The 20,581-nt window shown below is 69.3% G+C and carries 21 protein-coding genes; 10 read left to right on the top strand and 11 right to left on the bottom strand.

All coding sequences use genetic code 11. The annotated features are described in order from the left end of the window. Positions 1-297, top strand: a 297-nt coding sequence (locus ACTWQJ_RS05680; RefSeq protein WP_443305506.1) for an ATP-binding protein, incomplete at its 5' end; no start/stop codon positions are given. Position 298: 1 nt separating this feature from the next. Here the strand turns inward: ACTWQJ_RS05680 and ACTWQJ_RS05675 are convergent. From ACTWQJ_RS05675 to ACTWQJ_RS05660, 4 genes are all read right to left on the bottom strand, one after another. Beyond that, on the bottom strand, positions 299-649 hold the full coding sequence (locus ACTWQJ_RS05675; RefSeq protein ID WP_443305505.1) for a nuclear transport factor 2 family protein: 351 nt from the start codon (positions 647-649) through the stop codon (positions 299-301). A gap of 1 nt (position 650) precedes the next feature. After that, positions 651-1,706: an AI-2E family transporter gene (locus tag ACTWQJ_RS05670; protein WP_443305504.1), complete on the bottom strand. Its 1,056-nt coding sequence runs from the start codon at positions 1,704-1,706 to the stop codon at positions 651-653. Positions 1,707-1,789: 83 nt separating this feature from the next. Continuing rightward, positions 1,790-2,767, bottom strand: coding sequence for a pirin family protein (locus ACTWQJ_RS05665; RefSeq protein ID WP_443305503.1), 978 nt, complete (start codon positions 2,765-2,767; stop codon positions 1,790-1,792). A gap of 311 nt (positions 2,768-3,078) precedes the next feature. Beyond that, a complete protein-coding gene (locus ACTWQJ_RS05660; RefSeq protein ID WP_443305502.1) occupies positions 3,079-3,543 on the bottom strand; it encodes an SseB family protein in 465 nt (154 codons plus the stop codon). A gap of 102 nt (positions 3,544-3,645) precedes the next feature. Here ACTWQJ_RS05660 and ACTWQJ_RS05655 point away from each other — a divergent pair, with 102 nt between their 5' ends. The 4 genes from ACTWQJ_RS05655 (at position 3,646) to ACTWQJ_RS05640 (ending at position 8,163) form a co-directional block, all read left to right on the top strand. Beyond that, entirely contained in the window at positions 3,646-4,494 is an 849-nt protein-coding gene (locus ACTWQJ_RS05655; RefSeq protein ID WP_443305501.1) for an intradiol ring-cleavage dioxygenase, read from the top strand. Between the two features lie 127 nt (positions 4,495-4,621). Beyond that, positions 4,622-6,448 carry an acyl-CoA dehydrogenase gene (locus ACTWQJ_RS05650; protein ID WP_443305500.1) on the top strand — a complete coding sequence of 609 codons (1,827 nt, stop codon included), beginning with the start codon at positions 4,622-4,624 and terminating at the stop codon, positions 6,446-6,448. 78 nt (positions 6,449-6,526) lie between these two features. Then, entirely contained in the window at positions 6,527-7,849 is a 1,323-nt protein-coding gene (locus ACTWQJ_RS05645) for a M18 family aminopeptidase (protein ID WP_443305499.1), read from the top strand. Positions 7,850-7,914: 65 nt separating this feature from the next. After that, positions 7,915-8,163, top strand: a complete 249-nt coding sequence (locus tag ACTWQJ_RS05640; protein WP_443305498.1) for a DUF6458 family protein — start codon at positions 7,915-7,917, stop codon at positions 8,161-8,163. 12 nt (positions 8,164-8,175) lie between these two features. On the opposite strand, the gene ACTWQJ_RS05635 is transcribed toward ACTWQJ_RS05640, so the two are convergent. Next, on the bottom strand, positions 8,176-10,005 hold the full coding sequence (locus ACTWQJ_RS05635) for an NHL domain-containing thioredoxin family protein (RefSeq protein WP_443305497.1): 1,830 nt from the start codon (positions 10,003-10,005) through the stop codon (positions 8,176-8,178). A 115-nt stretch (positions 10,006-10,120) separates the two neighbouring features. Here ACTWQJ_RS05635 and ACTWQJ_RS05630 point away from each other — a divergent pair, with 115 nt between their 5' ends. Continuing rightward, complete coding sequence (locus ACTWQJ_RS05630) at positions 10,121-10,618, top strand: LURP-one-related/scramblase family protein (protein ID WP_443305496.1); 498 nt, start codon at positions 10,121-10,123, stop codon at positions 10,616-10,618. A gap of 4 nt (positions 10,619-10,622) precedes the next feature. Here the strand turns inward: ACTWQJ_RS05630 and ACTWQJ_RS05625 are convergent, their stop codons facing one another. Next, positions 10,623-11,450 carry a carbon-nitrogen family hydrolase gene (locus ACTWQJ_RS05625; RefSeq protein ID WP_443305495.1) on the bottom strand — a complete coding sequence of 276 codons (828 nt, stop codon included), beginning with the start codon at positions 11,448-11,450 and terminating at the stop codon, positions 10,623-10,625. A 182-nt stretch (positions 11,451-11,632) separates the two neighbouring features. Between ACTWQJ_RS05625 and ACTWQJ_RS05620 the strand changes: the two genes are divergently transcribed. Continuing rightward, positions 11,633-12,457, top strand: a complete 825-nt coding sequence (locus ACTWQJ_RS05620; RefSeq protein ID WP_443305494.1) for a maleylpyruvate isomerase family mycothiol-dependent enzyme — start codon at positions 11,633-11,635, stop codon at positions 12,455-12,457. Positions 12,458-12,524: 67 nt separating this feature from the next. Here the strand turns inward: ACTWQJ_RS05620 and ACTWQJ_RS05615 are convergent, their stop codons facing one another. Both ACTWQJ_RS05615 and ACTWQJ_RS05610 read right to left on the bottom strand, forming a co-directional pair. Beyond that, the gene (locus tag ACTWQJ_RS05615; RefSeq protein WP_443305493.1) at positions 12,525-13,820 is read right to left on the bottom strand and encodes an MFS transporter; all 1,296 of its coding nucleotides are present in this window, start codon (positions 13,818-13,820) and stop codon (positions 12,525-12,527) included. Further along, positions 13,817-14,467, bottom strand: a complete 651-nt coding sequence (locus ACTWQJ_RS05610) for a GntR family transcriptional regulator (protein WP_443305492.1) — start codon at positions 14,465-14,467, stop codon at positions 13,817-13,819. The genes ACTWQJ_RS05615 and ACTWQJ_RS05610 overlap by 4 nt, the downstream gene beginning before the upstream one ends. 193 nt (positions 14,468-14,660) lie before the next feature. On the opposite strand from ACTWQJ_RS05610, the gene ACTWQJ_RS05605 reads away from it, so the two are divergent. Together ACTWQJ_RS05605 and ACTWQJ_RS05600 are read left to right on the top strand one after the other, a co-directional pair. Next, a complete protein-coding gene (locus ACTWQJ_RS05605) occupies positions 14,661-15,566 on the top strand; it encodes a D-alanyl-D-alanine carboxypeptidase family protein (RefSeq protein WP_443305491.1) in 906 nt (301 codons plus the stop codon). Positions 15,567-15,762: 196 nt separating this feature from the next. Further along, positions 15,763-16,701 carry a D-alanyl-D-alanine carboxypeptidase family protein gene (locus tag ACTWQJ_RS05600; RefSeq protein ID WP_443305490.1) on the top strand — a complete coding sequence of 313 codons (939 nt, stop codon included), beginning with the start codon at positions 15,763-15,765 and terminating at the stop codon, positions 16,699-16,701. Between the two features lie 323 nt (positions 16,702-17,024). Here ACTWQJ_RS05600 and ACTWQJ_RS05595 read toward each other — a convergent pair whose 3' ends face one another. Continuing rightward, positions 17,025-17,210, bottom strand: coding sequence for a DUF397 domain-containing protein (locus ACTWQJ_RS05595; RefSeq protein WP_443305489.1), 186 nt, complete (start codon positions 17,208-17,210; stop codon positions 17,025-17,027). A gap of 303 nt (positions 17,211-17,513) precedes the next feature. Between ACTWQJ_RS05595 and ACTWQJ_RS05590 the strand changes: the two genes are divergently transcribed. Beyond that, the gene (locus ACTWQJ_RS05590) at positions 17,514-18,074 is read left to right on the top strand and encodes a hypothetical protein (RefSeq protein WP_443305488.1); all 561 of its coding nucleotides are present in this window, start codon (positions 17,514-17,516) and stop codon (positions 18,072-18,074) included. Between the two features lie 98 nt (positions 18,075-18,172). Here ACTWQJ_RS05590 and ACTWQJ_RS05585 read toward each other — a convergent pair whose 3' ends face one another. Both ACTWQJ_RS05585 and ACTWQJ_RS05580 read right to left on the bottom strand, forming a co-directional pair. After that, positions 18,173-19,588 carry a dihydrolipoamide acetyltransferase family protein gene (locus ACTWQJ_RS05585; protein ID WP_443305487.1) on the bottom strand — a complete coding sequence of 472 codons (1,416 nt, stop codon included), beginning with the start codon at positions 19,586-19,588 and terminating at the stop codon, positions 18,173-18,175. Positions 19,589-19,598: 10 nt separating this feature from the next. After that, a complete protein-coding gene (locus tag ACTWQJ_RS05580) occupies positions 19,599-20,579 on the bottom strand; it encodes an alpha-ketoacid dehydrogenase subunit beta (protein ID WP_443305486.1) in 981 nt (326 codons plus the stop codon). Positions 20,580-20,581: the final 2 nt, after the last annotated feature.

Here is a 20,581-nt window from a genome sequence, read left to right as displayed (position 1 = left end):
GTGGACACCGCGGTGCTGCTGCTGTCCGAGATGCTCACCAACGTCCTCGTGCACACCGACGCCGACGCGCTCCTGGTCGCCGAGGTCACCGGGGAGCCGGCCGGGCGGCGGATGCGGGTGGAGGTCACCGACGCGAGCGACGACCTGCCGCACAAGCGCCGGCCCGGGGAGCTGGCGTCCTCCGGGCGGGGGCTGATGCTGATCGAGATGCTGGCGGACGCATGGGGAGTGGACCCGCGGGGCGAGGGCAAGAGCACCTGGTTCGAGGTGTACGAGTCCGACGGACACCCCGCCTGAGTCACTCCCGGCCGCCGAAGAAGACCCGCACGTCCCGGATGAGCCCGTCGCGTACGGTGATCGCCTCCACGTTGCGGTACCTCTCGCCTGTGGGGAGCTCGTACTCGTAGTACGCGAACACGAGCTCCGGATCCGCGGGTGTCACCTTCAGCAACCGCTGTTCCCTGAGCCGGTCGGCGGTGGGAAAGCACCGCTCGAAGAACGCGTCCTTGTCGATGTGGTCGTCCTGCGGACTGGTGAAGGTGAAGTCGTCGGCGTAGAGCAGAACTGCCGCCTCGCGGTCCTGCGCCCGGTAGTACCGGAACGCGGCCTCGACGACGGCGGCCGCTGCGCCGCCCGTGTGATCGTGCACGCTAGGCCTCCGACTGCTCCGGTTCGGGCGGCGTTTCGTACCGCGCCCGTAGTTCGTGCAGGACCCCGAAGGCGGCGGCAGTGAGCGGTACCGCCAGCAGCATCCCGAGGATTCCGGCGACGGACGCGCCCGCGGTGATGGCCAGCATGACCGCCGCCGGATGCATACGTACCGTCCGGCTCTGGATCATCGGCTGGAGCACATGCCCCTCCAGCACCTGCACGGCGAGCACCACCCCGAGCGCCCACAGCGCGATGACGAAGCCCCGGTCGGCGAGCGCGACCAGCACGGCGACCGCCCCGGAGATGAAGGCGCCGAGGTAGGGGATGTAGGCGCCGACGAAGACCAGCGCCCCCAGTCCCACGGCGCCCGGCACGTCCAGGATCAGCAGGCCGACGGTGATGCACACGGCGTCGATGAAGGCGATGAAGGTGGTCCCGCGCATGAACCCCTCGACGGCCCGGTAGGCCCGCCGCGCCATGGCCTCCAAGGTGTCGGCGGTTCCGTGCGGGGCGAGCGCGCGCAGGGTGCCGGTGGCCCGGTCGGAGTCCCGCAGGAAGAAGAAGACGAGCAGCAGCGCCAGTACGGCAATGGCGATGGTCTCGCCGACGACGCTGACCCCGCTGATGACTCCGGAGGCGGCCGTCCCGCCGAACCTGCCCAGCAGTTCCCGCGCGTTGGACGCCAGGTCGTCCAGCGAGGTCCCGGCCGCCCCGAAGTGCTCGGCGAGCCCCCGCGCCGCGTCCCTGAGCGAGGCGATGATCTGGTCCCCGCTGTCGATCAGTGCCGCGACGACGATGTACACGGCCCCGCCGACCACCGCCACGACGGCGACGCAGGTGAGCCCGGCGGCGACGGACCGGTTGACCCGGGCCTTGACGAGCCGCCGGTGGAAGGGCCCGAGCAGCGCGGTGCCGAGCAGCGCCAGCAGCACCGGCACCACGGCCGCCCGCAGATGGGTGCACAGCAGGATCCCGACGTACACCACCCCGGCAACAAGCAGAATGACGGCACACCAGGCGGCAAGCCGTCGCACGGAGTCGGGAAGCAGCTGCACCCATCCAGATGATCACGCCCCGGGCGAGCTGTCCTGCGCGAACAGCCCGCCCGGGTGACACGACGTCAGTAACCGGCCGAGGCTCAGCCCTTCGGCCCGCCCTCCGTCATGCCGTGCACGGCGGGGATGGTCCCCAGGCGGCCCTTCTGGAAGTCCTCGAAGGCCTGCTGGAGCTCGTCGCGGGTGTTCATCACGAACGGCCCGTAGTGCGCCATCGGCTCGCGGATCGGCTGTCCGCCGAGGAGGACGATCTCGAGGTCCGGCGTATTCGAATCCTGCTGCTCGTCCGCGCGGACGGTCAGCGAGGAGCCGGCGCCGAAGACCGCCGTCTGGCCCAGGTGGATCGGGCGGCGCTCCGCACCTACCGCGCCCTTGCCCGCCATCACGTACGCCAGGCCGTTGAAGTCCTCGCGCCACGGCAGGGTGATCTCCGCGCCCGGTGCCAGCGTCGCGTGGATCATCGTGATCGGCGTGTGTGTGGCACCGGGGCCCTGGTGGCCGTCCAGCTCACCGGCGATGACCCGGAGCAGCGCGCCGCCGTCGGGGGAGGTGAGCAGCTGAACGTTGCCGCCGCGGATGTCCTGGTACTTGGGCGGCATCATCTTGTCCTTGGCCGGGAGGTTCACCCACAGCTGCAGACCGTGGAAGAGACCGCCGGACATGACCAGCTGCTCCGGCGGGGCCTCGATGTGGAGGAGCCCCGAGCCCGCGGTCATCCACTGGGTGTCGCCGTTGGTGATGGTGCCGCCACCGCCATGGGAGTCCTGGTGGTCGAAGACCCCGTCGATGATGTAGGTGACGGTCTCGAAGCCGCGGTGCGGGTGCCAGGGGGTGCCCTTGGGCTCACCCGGCGCGTACTCCACCTCTCCCATCTGGTCCATCATGATGAACGGGTCCAGGTGGCGGTAGTTGATCCCGGCGAACGCCCGGCGCACCGGGAAGCCCTCACCTTCGAAACCGCTCGGCGCGGTCGTGACGGTGAGCACGGGGCGTGCCACGGCGTCGGCCGGTGCGGTCACGCGGGGCAGCGTCAGCGGGTTCTCGACGGTCACTGCAGGCATGTCGGTACCTCCTTGTGCTTCGAGTCTAGTTGAACGTTGAACTTCCTGCCACCCGGAACGCCGAAGGCCCGGAGGACATTCCCTCCGGGCCTGCGCTGCTGCACGGTGCGTCGTCAGTGGCGTCGGTTGCGTCAGTTGCTGAAGAGTGGGGGGCTGGTCGCTCCTCCGCTCTCGGCTTCTCCCCCACGCTCGGCTTCGCCCGCGCGGGGGCCCCCATGAGCGGGGGACCCCCATCGCGGCGGAGCCGCATATCGATACAGCCCCACGTCCCTCACGGCGCGCGGTACCGCACCGGACTTCGCCAAGGCCGCTCAGCCGTACATCCGCCGCATCGCGAAATCGACCATCTCCTCGACCGCTTTCGCGTCGAAGACCATCCGGTGCTCGCCCTCCATGTCGAGGACGAAGCCGTAGCCGGTCGGCAGCAGGTCGATCACCTCTGCGCCGGTGATCACGAAGTACTTGGACTCCTTGCCCGCGTACCGGCGCAGCTCCTTCAGCGAGCTGAACATCGGGATCACCGGCTGCTGGGTGTTGTGCAGGGCGAGGAAGCCGGGGTTGTCACCGCGCGGGCAGTAGACCTTCGACGTCGCGAAGACCTGCTGGAAGTCCTCCGCGGACATCTGCCCGGTGGTGAAGGCACGCACCGCGTCCGCGAGCGAGGGCGGGGACGGCTCGGGGTACAGCGGCGGCTGCTGCTGTCCGTACCCGCCGGGCATCTGCTGCGGGGGGACGTAGCCCTGCTGGGCACCGGCGTTCTGGTCGTAGCCGTACATGGGCGCAAGCGTACCGAGAGCGGGACCTGCCCGACCGAGTCATGGGGAGTTCACAGACAGCGTCCTGGTTTCCCACAGCGCCCGCTCCTAGCGTCTGTCCCCATGAGCAAACGCCACCGTGACGAAAGCCACGAGACCCACGAGCACGACAGGGGCCTCTCCTACGACCTTCCCGTCCTCGCCCGCCGCCGGATGATCCGGCTGATGGCGGGTGCGAGCCTGGTGCCGCTCCTGGGCTGCTCGGCCGAGGACGACACCTCCGCCGGCAACTCGGCGAGCCCGGCCACCTCGTCGTCCGCGTCGTCCTCCTCGTCCACCGAGTGCGCCACGATCCCGGACGAGACCGCCGGCCCCTACCCCGGCGACGGTTCCAACGGCGTGAACGTCCTCAAGGAGAGCGGCGTCGTCCGCAGCGACATCACCTCCAGCTTCGGCGACTCGGCCGGCGGCACCGCCGAGGGCGTGCCCCTGGCCATCACGCTCACCGTCGTCGACGCCGCCTCCGGCTGCGGTACCCCGAAGCAGGGCGCCGCCGTCTACCTCTGGCACTGCGACCGGGACGGCAACTACTCCCTGTACTCCGAGGGCGTCACCGACGAGAACTATCTGCGCGGCGTCCAGGAGACCGACGACAAGGGCCGGGTCACCTTCAGGAGCATCTTCCCGGCCTGCTACACCGGACGCTGGCCGCACATCCACTTCGAGGTCTACGGAAGCCTGGACGACGCCACCGCCGCCATCTCGATCACGAACACCTCCCAGCTCGCGCTGCCGAAGGACGTCTGCGACACGGTGTACGCCACGGACGGCTACAGCCAGAGCGTGCAGAACCTCGGCCAACTCTCGCTGGAGACGGACAACATCTTCAGCGACGGCCACGACCAGCAGCTGGCTGCGGTGACGGGCAGTGTCGAGAAGGGCTACACGGCGACGCTCACGGTGCCGGTGTGACCCGTCACAGATGAGAGATCGGGGTTGCGTCTTATTACTGGCGGGTAGCATCATCGTAGCTACTTGTTGGTACGTGAACTAGCGCGAGGATCCAGTGCCTCGCCGATCTCTCTACGGAGCCGTCGCCATGGGGCACTACAAGTCGAATCTCCGCGACATCGAGTTCAACCTCTTCGAAGTACTCGGGCGCGACAAGCTGTACGGCACCGGCCCGTTCGAGGAGATGGACGTCGACACCGCCAAGAGCATCCTCGACGAGCTCACCCGGCTCGCGGAGAACGAGCTGGCCGAGTCCTTTGCGGACGCCGACCGCAACCCGCCGGTCTTCGACCCGGAGACCAACACCGCTCCGGTCCCGGAGACGTTCAAGAAGAGCTACCAGGCCTTCATGGACTCCGAGTACTGGCGCCTCGGCCTGCCCGAGGCCATCGGCGGTACGACGGCTCCCCCGTCGCTGATCTGGTCGTACGCGGAGCTGATCCTGGGCGCCAACCCGGCCGTGTGGATGTACTCCTCGGGCCCGGCCTTCGCCGGGATCCTCTTCGACGAGGGCAACGAGGTCCAGAAGCAGATCGCGCAGATCGCCGTCGAGAAGCAGTGGGGCTCGACGATGGTCCTCACCGAGCCCGACGCGGGTTCCGACGTGGGCGCCGGGCGCACCAAGGCGGTCCAGCAGGAGGACGGCTCCTGGCACATCGAGGGCGTGAAGCGCTTCATCACGTCCGGTGAGCACGACATGTCGGAGAACATCCTCCACTACGTGCTCGCGCGGCCGGAAGGTGCCGGTCCGGGCACCAAGGGCCTGTCCCTCTTCCTCGTCCCGAAGTACCTCTTCGACTTCGAGACCGGCGAGCTGGGCGAGCGCAACGGCGTCTACGCCACCAACGTCGAGCACAAGATGGGCCTGAAGGCCTCCAACACCTGCGAGATGACGTTCGGCGACCAGCACCCCGCCAAGGGCTGGCTGATCGGCGACAAGCACGACGGCATCCGCCAGATGTTCCGCATCATCGAGTTCGCCCGCATGATGGTCGGCACGAAGGCGATCTCCACCCTGTCGACGGGCTACCTCAACGCCCTCGAGTACGCCAAGGAGCGGGTCCAGGGCCCCGACCTGGCGAACTTCATGGACAAGACCGCGCCCAAGGTCACCATCACGCACCACCCCGACGTGCGCCGCTCGCTGATGACGCAGAAGGCGTACGCCGAGGGCATGCGCGCCCTCGTCCTCTACACGGCCTCCGTCCAGGACGCGATCGCGGTCAAGGAGGCGGCGGGCGAGGACGCGTCGACGGAGCACGCGCTCAACGACCTCCTCCTGCCGATCGTCAAGGGCTACGGCTCCGAGAAGGGCTACGAGCAGCTCGCCCAGTCGCTGCAGACCTTCGGCGGCTCCGGCTTCCTGCAGGAGTACCCGATCGAGCAGTACATCCGCGACTCCAAGATCGACACCCTGTACGAGGGCACCACGGCCATCCAGGGTCAGGACTTCTTCTTCCGGAAGATCGTCCGCAACCAGGGCGCCGCGCTGAACTCCCTCGCCGAGGACATCAAGAAGTTCCTCGCCCTCGGCACCGGCGGCGAGGAGCTGTCCGGCGCCCGCGAGCAGCTGGCCAAGGCGGCCGTCGAGCTGGAGGCGATCGTCGGCCTGATGCTGACCGACCTCGCCGCCACCGAGCAGGACGTCAAGAACATCTACAAGGTGGGCCTGAACACCACCCGCCTGCTGATGGCCTCCGGTGACGTGATCGTCGGCTACCTGCTGCTGAAGGGCGCCGCGATCGCCGCCGAGAAGCTTCAGTCGGCCTCCGCCAAGGACAAGGCGTTCTACACCGGCAAGATCGCGGCGGCGAAGTTCTTCGCGGCCACCGTGCTGCCCGGCGTGACGCTGGCCCGCAAGCTGTCGGAGAACGTCGAGCTGGACCTGATGGAGCTGGACGAGGCCGCCTTCTAGTCCCCGTCCACACCTTCCTCACGAGGGCCCGCTCCCCTTTGCCGGGAGCGGGCCCTCGTACGTCGTTAAGGTGAACCCATGAGCGAACCTTTCCGCTTCGATCGCGGTCACACCGACGACCTGATGTCCTTCCTGGCGGCGAGCCCCTCGCCGTACCACGCCGTGGCGAACGCCGCCGAGCGGCTGGAGAAGGCCGGCTTCCGGCAGGTCGCGGAGACGGACGCCTGGGACGCGGTGACATCAGCGGCTTCCGCCGCGGGGAGCGGCGGCAGGTTCGTGCTGCGCGGTGGCGCGATCGTGGCGTGGTACGTCCCCGAGGGCGCGGCCCCGCACACGCCGTTCCGCATCGTCGGCGCGCACACCGACTCGCCCAACCTGCGGGTCAAGCCGCTGCCCGACACGGGGGCGCACGGCTGGCGGCAGGTGGCGGTCGAGATCTACGGCGGCCCGCTCCTGAACTCCTGGCTGGACCGCGACCTGGGCCTGGCCGGCCGCCTCGCCCTGCGCGACGGCACGACCCGCCTAGTGAACGTCGACCGCCCGCTGCTGCGCGTCCCCCAGCTCGCGATCCACCTGGACCGCTCGGTGTCGTCGGAGGGCCTCAAGCTCGACAAGCAGCGCCACCTCCAGCCGATCTGGGGCCTCGGCAACGACGTCCGCGACGGCGACCTCATCGCCTTCCTGGAGTCCGAGTCCGGGATCCCGGCGGGCGAGGTCACCGGCTGGGACCTGATGGTGCACTCCGTGGAGCCGCCGGCGTACCTGGGCCGGGACAAGGAGCTGGTGGCGGGCCCGCGCATGGACAACCTGCTGTCGGTGCACGCGGGCGTCGCGGCACTGACCGCGGTGGCCACGGGCGGTGAGGGACTGCCGTACATCCCGGTCCTCGCCGCCTTCGACCACGAGGAGAACGGCTCCCAGTCGGACACCGGCGCGGACGGACCGCTGCTCGGCGGCGTGCTGGAGCGTTCGGTGTTCGCGCGAGGAGGGTCGTACGAGGACCGGGCGAGGGCGTTTGCGGGAACGGTCTGCCTGTCCTCCGACACGGGCCACGCGGTCCACCCCAACTACGCGGAGCGCCACGACCCGACGCACCACCCGCGCGTCAACGGCGGGCCGATCCTGAAGGTCAACGTCAACAACCGCTACGCGACCGACGGTTCGGGCCGTGCGATCTGGGCAGCGGCCTGCGAGAAGGCGAACGTCCCGTTCCAGTCCTTCGTCTCCAACAACTCCATGCCCTGCGGCACGACGATCGGCCCGATCACGGCGGCGCGGCATGGCATCAGGACGGTGGACATCGGGGTGGCGATCCTGTCGATGCACAGCGCGCGGGAGTTGTGCGGGGTGGAAGATCCGTTCCTCCTTGCCAACGCGCTGGTGGCCTTCCTGGAGGGGTAACGCCCGTCGGGCCGGGTACCCGCCCCCGACCGGAACGACCGGACCGGACAGGGAGGCGACAACTCATGAGCCTCGGCGGGTGCATCATCCTCATCGCCGTGGGAGCCATCCTCACATTCGCTACCGACTGGGACATGGAGGGGGTCAACCTCGACCTGGTCGGCGTGATCCTGATGATCGTGGGCCTGATCGGCGTGACGACCTTCAGCAGCATCGCCCGGCGCAGGCGAGTGGTGGTGCCACCCGCGACACCGGTCGTGGAGGAGCGGCACCACCATCGGCGGGACGGGTACAGCGACGGGTACGGCGTGTGAGCCCCCGCAGGGTCAGGCGTCCAAGCCGGCCAGGACCAGCGGCAGGCGGTCCGTTCCCGACTCGGTGAGACGGACCGGGACGCCCCAGTCCTGCTGGTGGACGTGGCAGGCGGGGTACTCGTTGGAAGGGTCGTCGTCGCAGGACGCCGCCATCGCGGAGACGTGCAGGACGCCCTCCGGGACCGCGGGGTTGAGCTCCAGGGCACGGGAGAGATCGGTCCCCGCACCCTCACCGTCCACCAGCAGCTCGGGAGGTGTGGACGAGACCAGCAGGCGGGTCGAGGGGCCGTACCGGGTGTCGAGCTTCTGGCCTGCCGGGGCCTGGAAGATCACGTCCAGCCTCAGACGCCCAGGAGCGACATCGGTGGCCGCGCGCTGGGTGCGGTGCGCGACCGCCTCGACGCGGACCGCCTCCTCGGGGAGGCGCAGGCGGGTCAGCCGGTGCCGGGCCGACTCGACGACCACGATGTCGTCGCCGACCAGGACCGCGTCACTCGGCTCGCGCAGATCCGTGGCCAGCGTCGTCACTTCGCCGGTGGTGGGGTCGTAGCGGCGCAGGGCGTGGTTGTAGGTGTCGCTGACAGCGACGGATCCGTCGGGGAGCGCGGTCACGCCCAACGGGTGCTGGAACAGGGCCTGTTCGGCGGCGCCGTCGCGGTGACCGAAGTCGAACAGGCCGGTGCCGACGGCGGTGTGGACGGTGCCGTCGGGGTCGACCCAGCGGAGCGCCGACGTCTCGGAGTCGGCCAGCCACAGCCGGTCGGGCGTGGCCGCGAGGCCGGACGGCTGCGCGAACCAGGCCTCTGCGAGGGGGCCGTCGACCAGGCCCTCGTTGGTGGTGCCGGCGGCGACGGAGACGGTGCCGTCGGCGGGATCGTACGTCCACAGCTGGTGGACGCCGGCCATGGCGATCCAGACCTTGCCCTGCCACCAGGCGACGTCCCAGGGGGAGGAGAGGTTCACCTCGCGGCCGGGGCCGGACGTGGCGTCGCCCTGCATCCACTGCCTGCCGGTGCCCGCGAAGGTCGTGACCTCACCGGATGTGAGGTCCAGCCGCCGGAGGGCGTGGTTCACGGTGTCGGCGACAACGACCGAGCCGTCGTCGAGGAGGGCGAGACCCTGCGGCTCGTTGAAGGCGGCCGTGTCCGCCGTGCCGTCGGAGAGGCCGCGGACACCGGACCCGATGCGCCGTACGACGGACTCACCATCGGCCTCCAGCTCCACGAGCTGATGCCGCGTCGTGTCGCTGACCAGGAAGTTCCCGCTCGGCAGCAGCACCGCCTTCCCAGGGAACCGCAACACCGTCGGCTCCGGCTCCGGCGCCACGTACGGCCCGTCCCCGCGCCGCAGCGTGCCCTTCGCGGCGTGCTCCGCCTCCAGCTCGGTCACCAGCCGCTCGATGGCGTGCACATGCCCCTCACCGGCATGCTGCGCGACGACGTACCCCTCGGGGTCGATCACCACGAGCGTCGGCCAGGCCCGCACCGCGTACTGCTTCCAGGTCGCGAGCTCGGGGTCGTCGAGGACGGGATGCTCGACGCCGTACCGCTCGACGGCGTCGATCACCGCCTGATGCTCCGCCTCGTGCACGAACTTCGGCGAGTGCACCCCGATGACCACGACCGTGTCCCGGTGCTTGTCCTCGAGCTCGCGCAGCTCGTCCAGGACATGCAGGCAGTTCACACAGCAGAACGTCCAGAAATCGAGGATGACGATGCGTCCGCGCAGGTCGGCGAGGCCGTACTGCTTCCCGCCCGTGTTCAGCCAGCCGCCCTTGCCGATCAGCTCGGGGGCACGGACACGGGCGCGGCGGCGAGTCGGGGCCGGGGAGGAATCGGTCATGGATCAAGAGTGCCACCCGCCACTGACAAACACCCCGGCGCGAACGTCGTACCGCGCTGAGCCCCTCGGCCTACCGGCGGCGTTTCGGGCCGGCCGGCGGGGAACCGGTGATGTCATGAGATTCCTCGTACGCGACCGGCTCCTCTCCTTCGGTGACGACTACTGGATCGAGGACGACCACGGCAACAAGGTGTTCCTCGTCGACGGCAAGGCGATCCGGCTGCGGGACACCTTCGAGCTGAAGGACACCCAGGGGCGGGTGCTGATCGACATCCGTCAGAAGATGTTCGCCCTGCGGGACACGATGCTCATCGAGCGGGACGGCGAGCCGCTCGCGCGGATCAGGCGGAAGCGGCTGTCGTTGCTGCGCAACCACTATCGGGTGACGTTGGTGGACGGCACGGAGCTCGATGTCAGCGGCAAGATCGCCGACCGCGAGTTCGCCGTCGAGTACGACGGTGAGCTGCTCGCGGTCATCTCCCGGCGGTGGCTGCACGTCCGGGACACGTACGGCGTGGACGTCGTCCGGGACGACGCGGATCCGGCATTGCTGATCGCGGTGACGGTGTGCGTGATCCACCTGGCGGAGAAGGAACGGGAGGACCACGACTAGACGACTAACGGCGGTGGCGCGGCGTCGTGAGGCCGAGCACGCGGTCCTTCAGGGCCGGGAACTGCTCCCGGGTCTGGGCCACCTTGCCGTGGTCGAGCTCCACGGTGAGGACCTCTTCGCCGCGGCCGGCCTCCGCCAGGACCGTTCCCCATGGATCCACCACGATCGAGTGACCGGCCTGCGGAACTCCCGCATGTGTCCCGGCCGTTCCACATGCGAGGACGAACGCCTGGTTCTCCACCGCCCGCGCCTGAGCCAGCAGCGTCCAGTGGGAGCGCCTGCGCTCCGGCCAGCCCGCCGGGATCACAAAGGTCTCGGCACCGGCGTCGACGAGCCCACGGAAGAGTTCGGGGAAACGGAGGTCGTAGCAGGTCGCCAGACCGAGCGTCGTCACGCCCGGCATGCGGACCGTCACCAGCTCGTCGCCCGCGCCCATCAGCACGGCCTCGCCCTTGTCGAAGCCGAAGCGGTGGATCTTGCGGTAGGCGGCGACCAGATCACCGGAAGGAGAGAAGACGAGCGACGTGTTGTACAGCGGCCCCTCGCCCGCGGCCGGGACGCCGTCGATCTCACCCCGCTCCGGAATCGAGCCCGCGTGCAGCCACACGCCCGCGTCGCTCGCGGCCTTCGCCATGGCCTCGTGCGTCGGCCCCTCGAGCGGCTCGGCCTCCCGGGCGAACTCCTCGTAGGCGAACGCCCCGGTGGTCCACAGCTCCGGCAGCACGACCAGGTCCGCACCGGCCTGTTCCCGTACGAGCGAGGCGGCCCGGCGCCGGCGCGAATCGACCGATTCGCCCTCGTCTACGGTGATCTGGATCAGAGAGGCGCGCACACTACCACCGTCCTGGCATTCGAGCCGTCCACACGGGCCTACGATCGTCACACGAAAGCACTGCCGGGGTGCCTCACAGCAGCGTAACTTAGCGTCTCAAGAGGCCCGCCGACCGCAGCCATCTCCCACTGGCAATGCCGCCACAACCTGCCCGTGTCCCGACCGCCGAGGGGTCCCGTTCCGTGAGTCTGCATCCCACCCTCCAGCCCTACGCCGACGCCTGGACCCACTCCATCGAAGCGATATCCGAGCTGGTACAGCCGCTTGTGGAGGCCGAGTGGAACCGGCGGACCCCGTGCCCGGGCTGGTCCGTGCGTGACGTCGTCTCGCATGTCATCGGCCTCGACTGCGAGATGCTCGGCGACCCGCGCCCCATCCACACGCTGCCGCGCGACCTGTTCCACGTCACGAACGACCACCAGCGCTACATGGAGATGCAGGTCGACGTCCGCCGGCACCACACGGCGCCCGAGATGACCTCCGAGCTGGAGTACACGATCATTCGCCGCAACCGGCAGCTGCGCAACGAGTCGCGCGACCCCGGTACGAAGGTGCGCGGGCCGCTGGGCACCGAGCTCACCCTCGAGGAGGCCATGCGGGGCCACGCCTTCGACGTGTGGGTGCACGAGCAGGACCTGCGCGTCGCCGTCGGCCGGCCCGGCAACCTCGACTCCCCCGGCGCGCAGGTCACCCGTGACGTCCTGCTCGCCGCCCTCCCGGACATCGTCGCGAACAAGGCCGGGGCTCCCCGCAGTTCGGCGATCGTCTTCGACGTCCACGGCCCCGTCGAGTTCCTGCGCACGATCCGCGTCGACATCCAGGGCCGCGGCACCCTCGAAACGGCTCCCGCACTCGGGCCCGCCGCCACCCTCACCCTCGACTGGGAGACGTACGTCCGCCTGGCCTGCGGCCGGGTGACGCCGGAGGCGGTCGCGGACCGGGTGAAGACGGAGGGCGACCCGGACCTGACGGCGGCGATCCTGCGGAACTTCACGGTGACGCCGTAGGACCGCAGGCGCGGCCCCCTGAGAGGAATGGGACTAGTTCGAGTCGGGCCACCTGGCGGACGTCGGCTCACGCCGGCACGTGCACCGTCTCCACCCGGCTCGCCACCAGCCGTTCCCGCTCCCGGCGGGCCGCTCGCCTGCGCAGGCGCAGGATCTGGGTGATGCCCAGCGCCTGGAGCACGAACACGGACGAGAAGGCGACCGTGTAGTCGTCGTCCGTGGCGTCGAGCAGCGCGCCGATCGCGAACAGTGTGGTCATCGAGGCGACGAAACCACCCATGTTGGTGATTCCGGACGCCGTCCCCTGACGCTCCGGCGGATTCGCCGGCCGTGCGAAGTCGAACCCGATCATCGAGGCCGGCCCGCACGCGCCGAGCACCGTGCAGAGCACGATCAGCAGCCACATCGGCGCATGCTCGGCGGGATACACGAGCGTCGAGGCCCACAGCAGCGAGGTCGCCCCGATGGTGCCGAGTGCGAGCGGCAGCCGCGCCCCGTGGTGCCGGGCGATGATCTGGCCGTACACCAGTCCGACTGCCATGTTCGACAGCACGACCAGGGTCAGCAGCTCTCCGGCCGTGGCCCGGGACAGCCCCTGCGCCTCGACCAGGAACGGCAGCCCCCACAGCAGCAGGAACACCATCGCCGGGAACTGGGTCGTGAAGTGCACCCACAGCCCGAGCCGAGTCCCCGGCTCCCGCCAGGACGCGGCGATCTGCCGCCGTACGTACGCCACTCCCTGATGCGGTACCGGCTCCGGCTCGTGCCCTTCGGGGTGGTCCTTCAGGAACAGCAGCAGGAGGACGAAGACCACGACCCCGGCGAGCGCGCTGCCCGCGAACGCGGCCGTCCAGCCGATGCCGTGCAGCAGCCGGGCGAGGACGAGCGTCGAGACGAGGTTGCCGGCCATGCCGACCAGCCCGGCGAGCTGCGCGATCAGCGGCCCGCGCCGGGCCGGGAACCACCGGCTGCCCAGCCGCAGCACGCTGATGAACGTCATCGCGTCGCCGCAGCCCAGCAGCGCCCGCGACGCAAGGGCCATCCCGTACGTGGGGGAGAACGCGAAGCCCAGCTGGCCCGCCGTGAACAGCACGACGCCCATCCCCAGCACCTTCTTGGTGCCGAACCGGTCGACCAGCAGGCCGACGGGTATCTGCATGCCGGCGTAGACGAGGAGCTGGAGGATCGAGAACGTCGACAGCGCGGAGGCGCCCACGTCGAAGCGGTCGGCGGCATCGAGGCCGGCGACCCCCAGGGACGTACGGAAGATGACGGCGACGAAGTAGACGGCGACGCCTATGCCCCAGACGGCGATGGCGCGCCGGCCGCCGGGCGGATCGCCCGGGAGGGCGGCCCCGCTCATCGGACCTCACCCCGGGCGAGGTGCGAGAACCAACCGATGTGCCGGTGGACGACCCCGACGGCCGCGTCGGCGTCCCCGGAGCGCAGCGCCTGCAGGATCTCCTCGTGTTCGGTGAGGGTCTTCGCGATCCGGTCGGGGTGGGAGTGCATGACGGCGACGCCCATCCGCAGCTGCCGGTCGCGGAGTTGGTCGTAGAGCCGGGAGAGGATCTCGTTGCCGCCGCTGCGGACGATCTCGGCGTGGAAGCAGCGGTCGGTGACCGCGGCCGCAGCCAGGTCCCCTGCGGCGGCCTGCTCCTTCTGCCGTGCGAGCAGTTCCTCGAGCCGCTCGATGAGTCCGGGCGGTGCGGGTACGGCCTTGCGGGCCGCGTGCTCCTCCACCAGCAGCCGGGTCTCGACGACGTCCGCGATCTCCTGCGCGGACACGGGCAGTACGAGGGCGCCCTTCTTCGGGTACAGCTTGATCAGACCCTCGACCTCCAGCCGGAGCAGCGCCTCGCGCACCGGGGTGCGGGAGACCCCGACGGCATCGGCCAGCTCGCCCTCGGTGAGCAGGGTCCCGCCCTCGTAACGGCGGTCCAGTACCCCTTGTTTGACGTGGTGGTAGACGCGGTCGGCGGCGGGCGGTTGCTTCACGGCCAGGGACATGCCCACAGGATAGATACATCACGTACGCATACGGAGTCCCGTCCAGCATGCGGACGTGAGCGGACCCGCCCCATCCGCCGCACAACCTTCTGTGCTACTTACGCGTCACACACCTGCGGCTCTTTGACCTTCGGACCATTGACCACAACTCGGCCGCACACCAGGGGCATACAACGCAATCGGGGTATTTCAGTTGACAACCGGCATTCAGGGCACCCGTATCCGCAGAGCCACTGCCGTCGCCGTGACCACCGGCGCCATGCTCGCGGCCGGTGCCTTCTCCGCTGCACCCGCGCAGGCCGCCGCCGCGCCCTCGATCGTGGCCAAGGGCGGCTACGTCATGAACAACGCGAACGGCAGGACGCTGTACACGAAGGCAGCGGACACCAGGCGCTCCACCGGCTCCACCACCAAGATCATGACCGCGAAGGTCGTGCTCTCGCAGCCGAACCTCAACCTCGACGCCAAGGTCACGATCCAGAAGGCCTACAGCGACTACATCGTCGACAACAACTGGGCCTCCAACGCCAAGCTGATCGTCGGCGACAAGGTCACCGTGCGCCAACTGCTGTACGGCCTGATGCTGCCGTCGGGCTGCGACGCCGCCTACGCGCTCGCCGACAAGTTCGGCACGGGCTCGACGCGGGCCGCACGCGTGAAGTCGTTCATCGGCAAGATGAACACCACCGCGAAGAACCTCGGCCTGACGAACACCCACTTCGACTCCTTCGACGGCATCGGCAACGGGGCGAACTACTCAACGCCGCGCGACCTGACGAAACTCGCCAGCAGCGCGATGAAGAACTCCACGTTCCGCACGATCGTCAAGACGAAGCAGTACACGGCGAAGACGATCACCAAGACCGGCAGCGTCCGCACGATGGCGCCGTGGAAGAACACCAACGGCCTGCTCGGCACCTACAGCGGCGCGATCGGCGTGAAGACCGGTTCCGGCCCGGAGGCCAAGTACTGCCTCGTCTTCGCCGCCACCCGGAACGGCAAGACGGTCATCGGCACGGTGCTCGCCTCCTCCTCGATCGCCCAGCGCGAGACGGACGCGAAGAAGCTCATGAACTACGGCTTCACCAGCCTGGGCTGACGGCCAGGACCACCGGCTCACCGGCAAGGGGGCGGACGCTCGACGGCGGCCGCCCCCTTGCAAGTTCCGTGCCGCTGTAGTGATTTCGTTATGCCGGTCCGTACATCCCTGAACGCTCCTCGCGAGTCTCCTCAGAGCCTCCCCCACCACATCGCAGATGCCTTACCGGGCATTTCGCACACTCGGAGCGTTCATAGTGATAACCGGCATCAAGGGCGTACGTTTCCGCAGAGCCGCAGCCGTCGTCGCCACCACCGGCGCACTGGTCGCGGGCGGCGCCCTGACGGCACCCGCCCAGGCGGCGACCGCGCCCACGGTCAGCGCCAAGGGCGCATTCATGCTCAACAGTGCGACGGGCTCCACGCTCTACAGCAAGTACGCCGACACCAAGCGGCCGATGGCGAGCACCACCAAGATCATGACGGCCCGGGTCGTGCTGGCCATCCCGGACGTGAACCTGGACACCAAGGTCACCATCAAGCAGGCCTACCGGGACTACGTCGCCGCCAAGGGCGCGAGCACCGCGGACCTGAGGACCGGCGACAAGGTCACCGTCCGCCAGCTGCTGCACGCGATGATGCTGCCGTCCGGCTGCGACGCCGCGATGGCCCTCGCGGACAAGTTCGGCACCGGCACGACGGTCGCGGCCCGCACCAAGAACTTCATCGCCAAAATGAACAAGAAGGCCGAGGCCCTCGGCCTGACCAACACGCACTTCGACTCGTTCGACGGCAACTCGACGCAGAACACGAACTACACGACGCCGCGCGACCTGGCCAAGCTCACGCGCAGCGCGATGACGTGGTCGACGTTCGCCGGCATCGTGAAGAAGCCGAAGACAGTCCAGTACGCGACGACGAGCACCGGCGGCACCCGCACGTACACCTGGTACAACACCAACCAGCTGCTGGGCTCCTACAGCGGCGCGATCGGCGTGAAGACGGGCACCAACACCCCGGCCGGCCCCTGCCTCGTCTTCGCCGGAACCCGTGACGGCAAGACGGTCATCGGCGTACTCCTCAACGACCAGTACCGCTTCACGGACGCCGCGAAGCTGATGGACTACGCCTTCGGCAGCAGCACAGCGAGCACGATGCAACTGCGCACGCTGCCGTCGGGAGCCCAGCGGGACTGACCCGACGGGACACCGGTATGCAGCAGGGGCCCACTGCTGGCGAGCAGTGGGCCCTTTGAGGGCATCCTTCGACCATGTCCCCGAAGGCCGCCCCCGACCAGGTGATGCGTGCCTACGTCGGACAGGCGGCGGACGACTACGGCCCCCTCCCCGACAGCAGCCGACTGACCTGACGAGGGCGGGAGTCGCGCTTCCCCGGTGGGATGCGCGACTCCCGCATCGTCATGCTGTACGGCGGCAGGACGGCGTCGCTACGCCCATCGGAGACCGTGTCCCTCGTTCTGGCCGATCTGGCAGAGCCCGAGCGGTGAGGTGCTTACTGCTTACCTACGGGCGCCCCTCGCGTAGACCGTGAACGCCGCCCACGCAGAGGCGGCGAGCTGGAGTACGGATCCCTCCGCGTCCTTGGAGTCGCGGACGGCGACGGTGCCGGGGATGTTGCGGGCGACTTCGACACACTCGCCGTTCCCGCTGCTGTGGCTGGACTTGACGAACTCGAAGTGCGGCACGGCTCAGAGCTCCTTGCGGATGCGTTCGATCAGGGCGACGGAGTCGTGCAGGGCGAGCCCGCTCCTGGCGATCCGTTCGAACTTGGCGTTGTGACGCATGGCGTCGGCCTCGCTCTCGAGCCAACGGCTACCCGACGCCGGTGACCGACGCATACGGCGTGCAGACTCGCCTCAAGTACGACAGCAGCCTGAGCCCGCCCTTCGCCGTCGTTACCTCTATGCCGAAGTAGCGGACGCCAAAATGGGATGGAGCCCTCAGTGACGCCCACGGCGCCGACCGAATCCCCTCCCCCGGAAGAGCCGATGACAGCGCCAGACACCGCAGCCTGGGCGGACGCCCTGACCATGTACGAGCGGCGGTACTCGATCGTCGCTGTGGGACCCCACCACCACGAGGACTGGGTGCTGGACGCCGCCGCCCTGCTTCGCAAGGAGGCAACCGACCCGCGTTCCTGGAAGTCACTGGAGTTCTATGAGGAGGGCGACGAGGAATGGAGCCCGGACCGGCTCGTGCCTTTCCGGCCGGCGGACCCCGGCTGGCGGTCCAGACTCCGGACCATTCCCCGCTCCTCGGCCGAGCACCTTCTGGTCGCGATTTCGACCAACTGGCTGGATGTCACCAGGGAACCGGGACTCGAGGATCGTCGCCCCGGGCTCGAAGAGAAGGCGCGGGTGCTCCTGGGCCGTTTCCCTGCTCCGAATGCCCAGTTCTTCACCAACGGTTGGTACGGGGCGGGTGACCCACCGGACTTCTACCAGCCCATCGCCGGCTGTGACCCGTTCAGTGAGCACGACTGGGACGTAGGTCTGGTCGCGTTGTCCGAGAACGAACTCGGCGTCTTCTGGTCGTTCGACGCCGCCTGAGGGGACGCTCATGAACAACAAAGACGGCGGCCGCAGGCTGAGTACAGGCCTTTGGCGTGGGGGCCGCGCATCCCGGACGGATGCGCGGCCCCCGACCGCTACGCCCAGGTGATCAACCGCTTCGGCTGTTCCAGGATCGCCGCCACGTCTGCCAGAACCTTGGAGCCCAGTTCGCCGTCGACCAGGCGGTGGTCGAAGCTCAGGGCCAGGGTTGTCACCTGACGTGGTTTCACCTTGCCCTTGTGGACCCACGGCTGGAGCTTGATCGCGCCGACCGCGAGGATCGCGGACTCGCCGGGGTTGAGGATCGGCGTGCCGGTGTCGACGCCGAAGACGCCGACGTTGGTGATGGTGATCGTGCCGCCCTGCATGGCCGACGGGGACGTCTTGCCCTCGCGGGCTGTGGACACCAACTCGCCCAGTGCCTCGGCGAGTTGCGGCAGGGTCTTGTCCTGCGCGTCCTTGATGTTCGGGACGATCAGGCCGCGCGGGGTGGCCGCGGCGATGCCCAGGTTGACGTAGTGCTTGACCACGATCTCCTGGTTGGCCTCGTCCCAGGACGCGTTGATGTCCGGGTTGCGCTTGATCGCGACCAGGAGGGCCTTGGAGATGAGCAGCAGGGGGTTCACGCGCAGGCCCGTGAACTCCTTGTCCTCCTTCAGCTCCTCGACCAGCTTCATCGTGCGCGTCACGTCGACCGTCACGAACTCCGTGACGTGCGGCGCGGTGAAGGCCGAGCCGACCATGGCGGCGGCGGTGGCCTTGCGGACGCCACGGACGGGGAGGCGGGTCTCGCGGGTCGTGTCGTACGAGGCCGGCGCCGGGGCCGCTACCGGGGTCGGCGCCGCGACCGGCGTCGGCGTGGGCTCGAGGGTCTGCGGGGCCGCCGCCGCGTGGACGTCCTCGCGGGTGATGATGCCGTCCGGGCCGGTCGGGGTGACCGTCGCCAGGTCGACGCCGAGGTCCTTGGCCAGCTTGCGCACCGGCGGCTTGGCCAGGGGACGCTGCTGCGGGGGCGCGGTGGGCGGCGGGGCCGGGGTGGCCGTCTGTGCCGTCCCATGGCCGTTCAGCTCGGACTGGATCGCGGCCGAGGCCTGCTGAGCCGGGACCTCGGGGCCCTTGCGGGGGCGGCGCTTGGTGGAGGACGTGGCCACGCCGTACCCCACGAGGACCGGCTGGCGGCCCTCCGGCTTCGGCTCCTCCTGCGCCGGCGCCTGCTGCGGCTCGGCGGGCGCCTGCGGTGCCGGTGCGCCGCCGCTCACATCCACCGCGATGATCGACGTGCCGACGTCCACCGTCGTGCCTTCGGGGAAGTGCAGCTCGCGGACCACGCCGTCATAGGGGATGGGGAGTTCGACGGCCGCCTTCGCGGTCTCGACCTCGCACACCACCTGGCCATCGGTGACCTTGTCGCCGGGCTGGACGTACCACTTGAGGATCTCGGCCTCGGTCAGGCCCTCGCCCACATCGGGCATCTTGAACTCGCGTACGGAAGCTTCCGTCATCGTCGTCACGACCCTCTCCTCAGTACGCCAGCGAGCGGTCGACGGCGTCCAGCACCCGGTCCAGGCCGGGCAGGTACTCCTCCTCCAGGCGGGCCGGCGGATACGGGGCGTGGTAGCCGCCGACCCTGAGCACCGGGGCCTCCAGGTGGTAGAAGCAGCGTTCCGTGATCCGGGCGGCGATCTCCGCACCGGAACCGAAGAACACCGGCGCCTCGTGGACCACCACCAGGCGGCGGGTCTTCTCCACCGAGGCCTGGATCGAGTCGAAGTCGAGCGGGGAGACCGAGCGCAGGTCCAGCACCTCCAGGGAGCGGCCCTCCTCGGCGGCCGCGTCCGCGACCTCCTGGCAGAGCTTCACCATCGGGCCGTACGCGACGAGAGTGAGGTCGGTGCCCTCGCGGGCGACCCGTGCCTTGTGCAGCGGGCCGGGGATCGCCTCCGTGCTGACCTCGGCCTTGTCCCAGTAGCGCCGCTTGGGCTCGAAGAAGATCACCGGGTCGTCGCTCTGGATGGCCTGCTGCATCATCCAGTAGGCGTCCGAGGCGTTGGACGGCGACACGATCTTCAGGCCCGCCACATGCGCGAACAGCGCCTCCGGGGACTCGGAGTGGTGTTCGACCGCGCCGATGCCGCCGCCGTAGGGGATGCGGACGACGACCGGGAGCTTGACCTTGCCCAGCGAGCGCGCGTGCATCTTCGCGAGCTGGGTGACGATCTGGTCGTACGCCGGGAAGACGAAACCGTCGAACTGGATCTCCACGACCGGGCGGTAGCCGCGCAGGGCCAGGCCGATCGCGGTACCGACGATGCCCGACTCGGCGAGGGGGGTGTCGATGACGCGGCTCTCGCCGAAGTCCTTCTGCAGTCCGTCGGTCACGCGGAACACGCCGCCGAGCTTGCCGACGTCCTCGCCCATGATGACGACCTTGGGGTCGGTCTCCAGGGCGCGGCGCAGCGACTCGTTGATCGCCTTGGCCAGGGCCATCTTCTCCACGGCCATGT

The sequence above is a fragment of the Streptomyces sp. KR55 genome (assembly GCF_052245645.1).
Taxonomy (GTDB): domain Bacteria; phylum Actinomycetota; class Actinomycetes; order Streptomycetales; family Streptomycetaceae; genus Streptomyces; species Streptomyces flavusporus.
This window is presented reverse-complemented; position numbering and strand designations above follow the sequence as displayed.

Bases quoted from the DNA above. Each gene is read 5' to 3' on its own strand.
- ACTWQJ_RS05665 (WP_443305503.1), bottom strand. From the start codon at position 2,767: ATGCCTGCAGTGACCGTCGAGAACCCGCTGACGCTGCCCCGCGTGACC.
- ACTWQJ_RS05660 (WP_443305502.1), bottom strand. From the start codon at position 3,543: ATGTACGGCTACGACCAGAACGCCGGTGCCCAGCAGGGCTACGTCCCC.
- ACTWQJ_RS05655 (WP_443305501.1), top strand. From the start codon at position 3,646: ATGAGCAAACGCCACCGTGACGAAAGCCACGAGACCCACGAGCACGAC.
- ACTWQJ_RS05650 (WP_443305500.1), top strand. From the start codon at position 4,622: ATGGGGCACTACAAGTCGAATCTCCGCGACATCGAGTTCAACCTCTTC.
- ACTWQJ_RS05645 (WP_443305499.1), top strand. From the start codon at position 6,527: ATGAGCGAACCTTTCCGCTTCGATCGCGGTCACACCGACGACCTGATG.
- ACTWQJ_RS05640 (WP_443305498.1), top strand. From the start codon at position 7,915: ATGAGCCTCGGCGGGTGCATCATCCTCATCGCCGTGGGAGCCATCCTC.
- ACTWQJ_RS05635 (WP_443305497.1), bottom strand. From the start codon at position 10,005: ATGACCGATTCCTCCCCGGCCCCGACTCGCCGCCGCGCCCGTGTCCGT.
- ACTWQJ_RS05630 (WP_443305496.1), top strand. From the start codon at position 10,121: ATGAGATTCCTCGTACGCGACCGGCTCCTCTCCTTCGGTGACGACTAC.
- ACTWQJ_RS05615 (WP_443305493.1), bottom strand. From the start codon at position 13,820: ATGAGCGGGGCCGCCCTCCCGGGCGATCCGCCCGGCGGCCGGCGCGCC.
- ACTWQJ_RS05610 (WP_443305492.1), bottom strand. From the start codon at position 14,467: ATGTCCCTGGCCGTGAAGCAACCGCCCGCCGCCGACCGCGTCTACCAC.
- ACTWQJ_RS05590 (WP_443305488.1), top strand. From the start codon at position 17,514: ATGACAGCGCCAGACACCGCAGCCTGGGCGGACGCCCTGACCATGTAC.
- ACTWQJ_RS05580 (WP_443305486.1), bottom strand. From the start codon at position 20,579: ATGGCCGTGGAGAAGATGGCCCTGGCCAAGGCGATCAACGAGTCGCTG.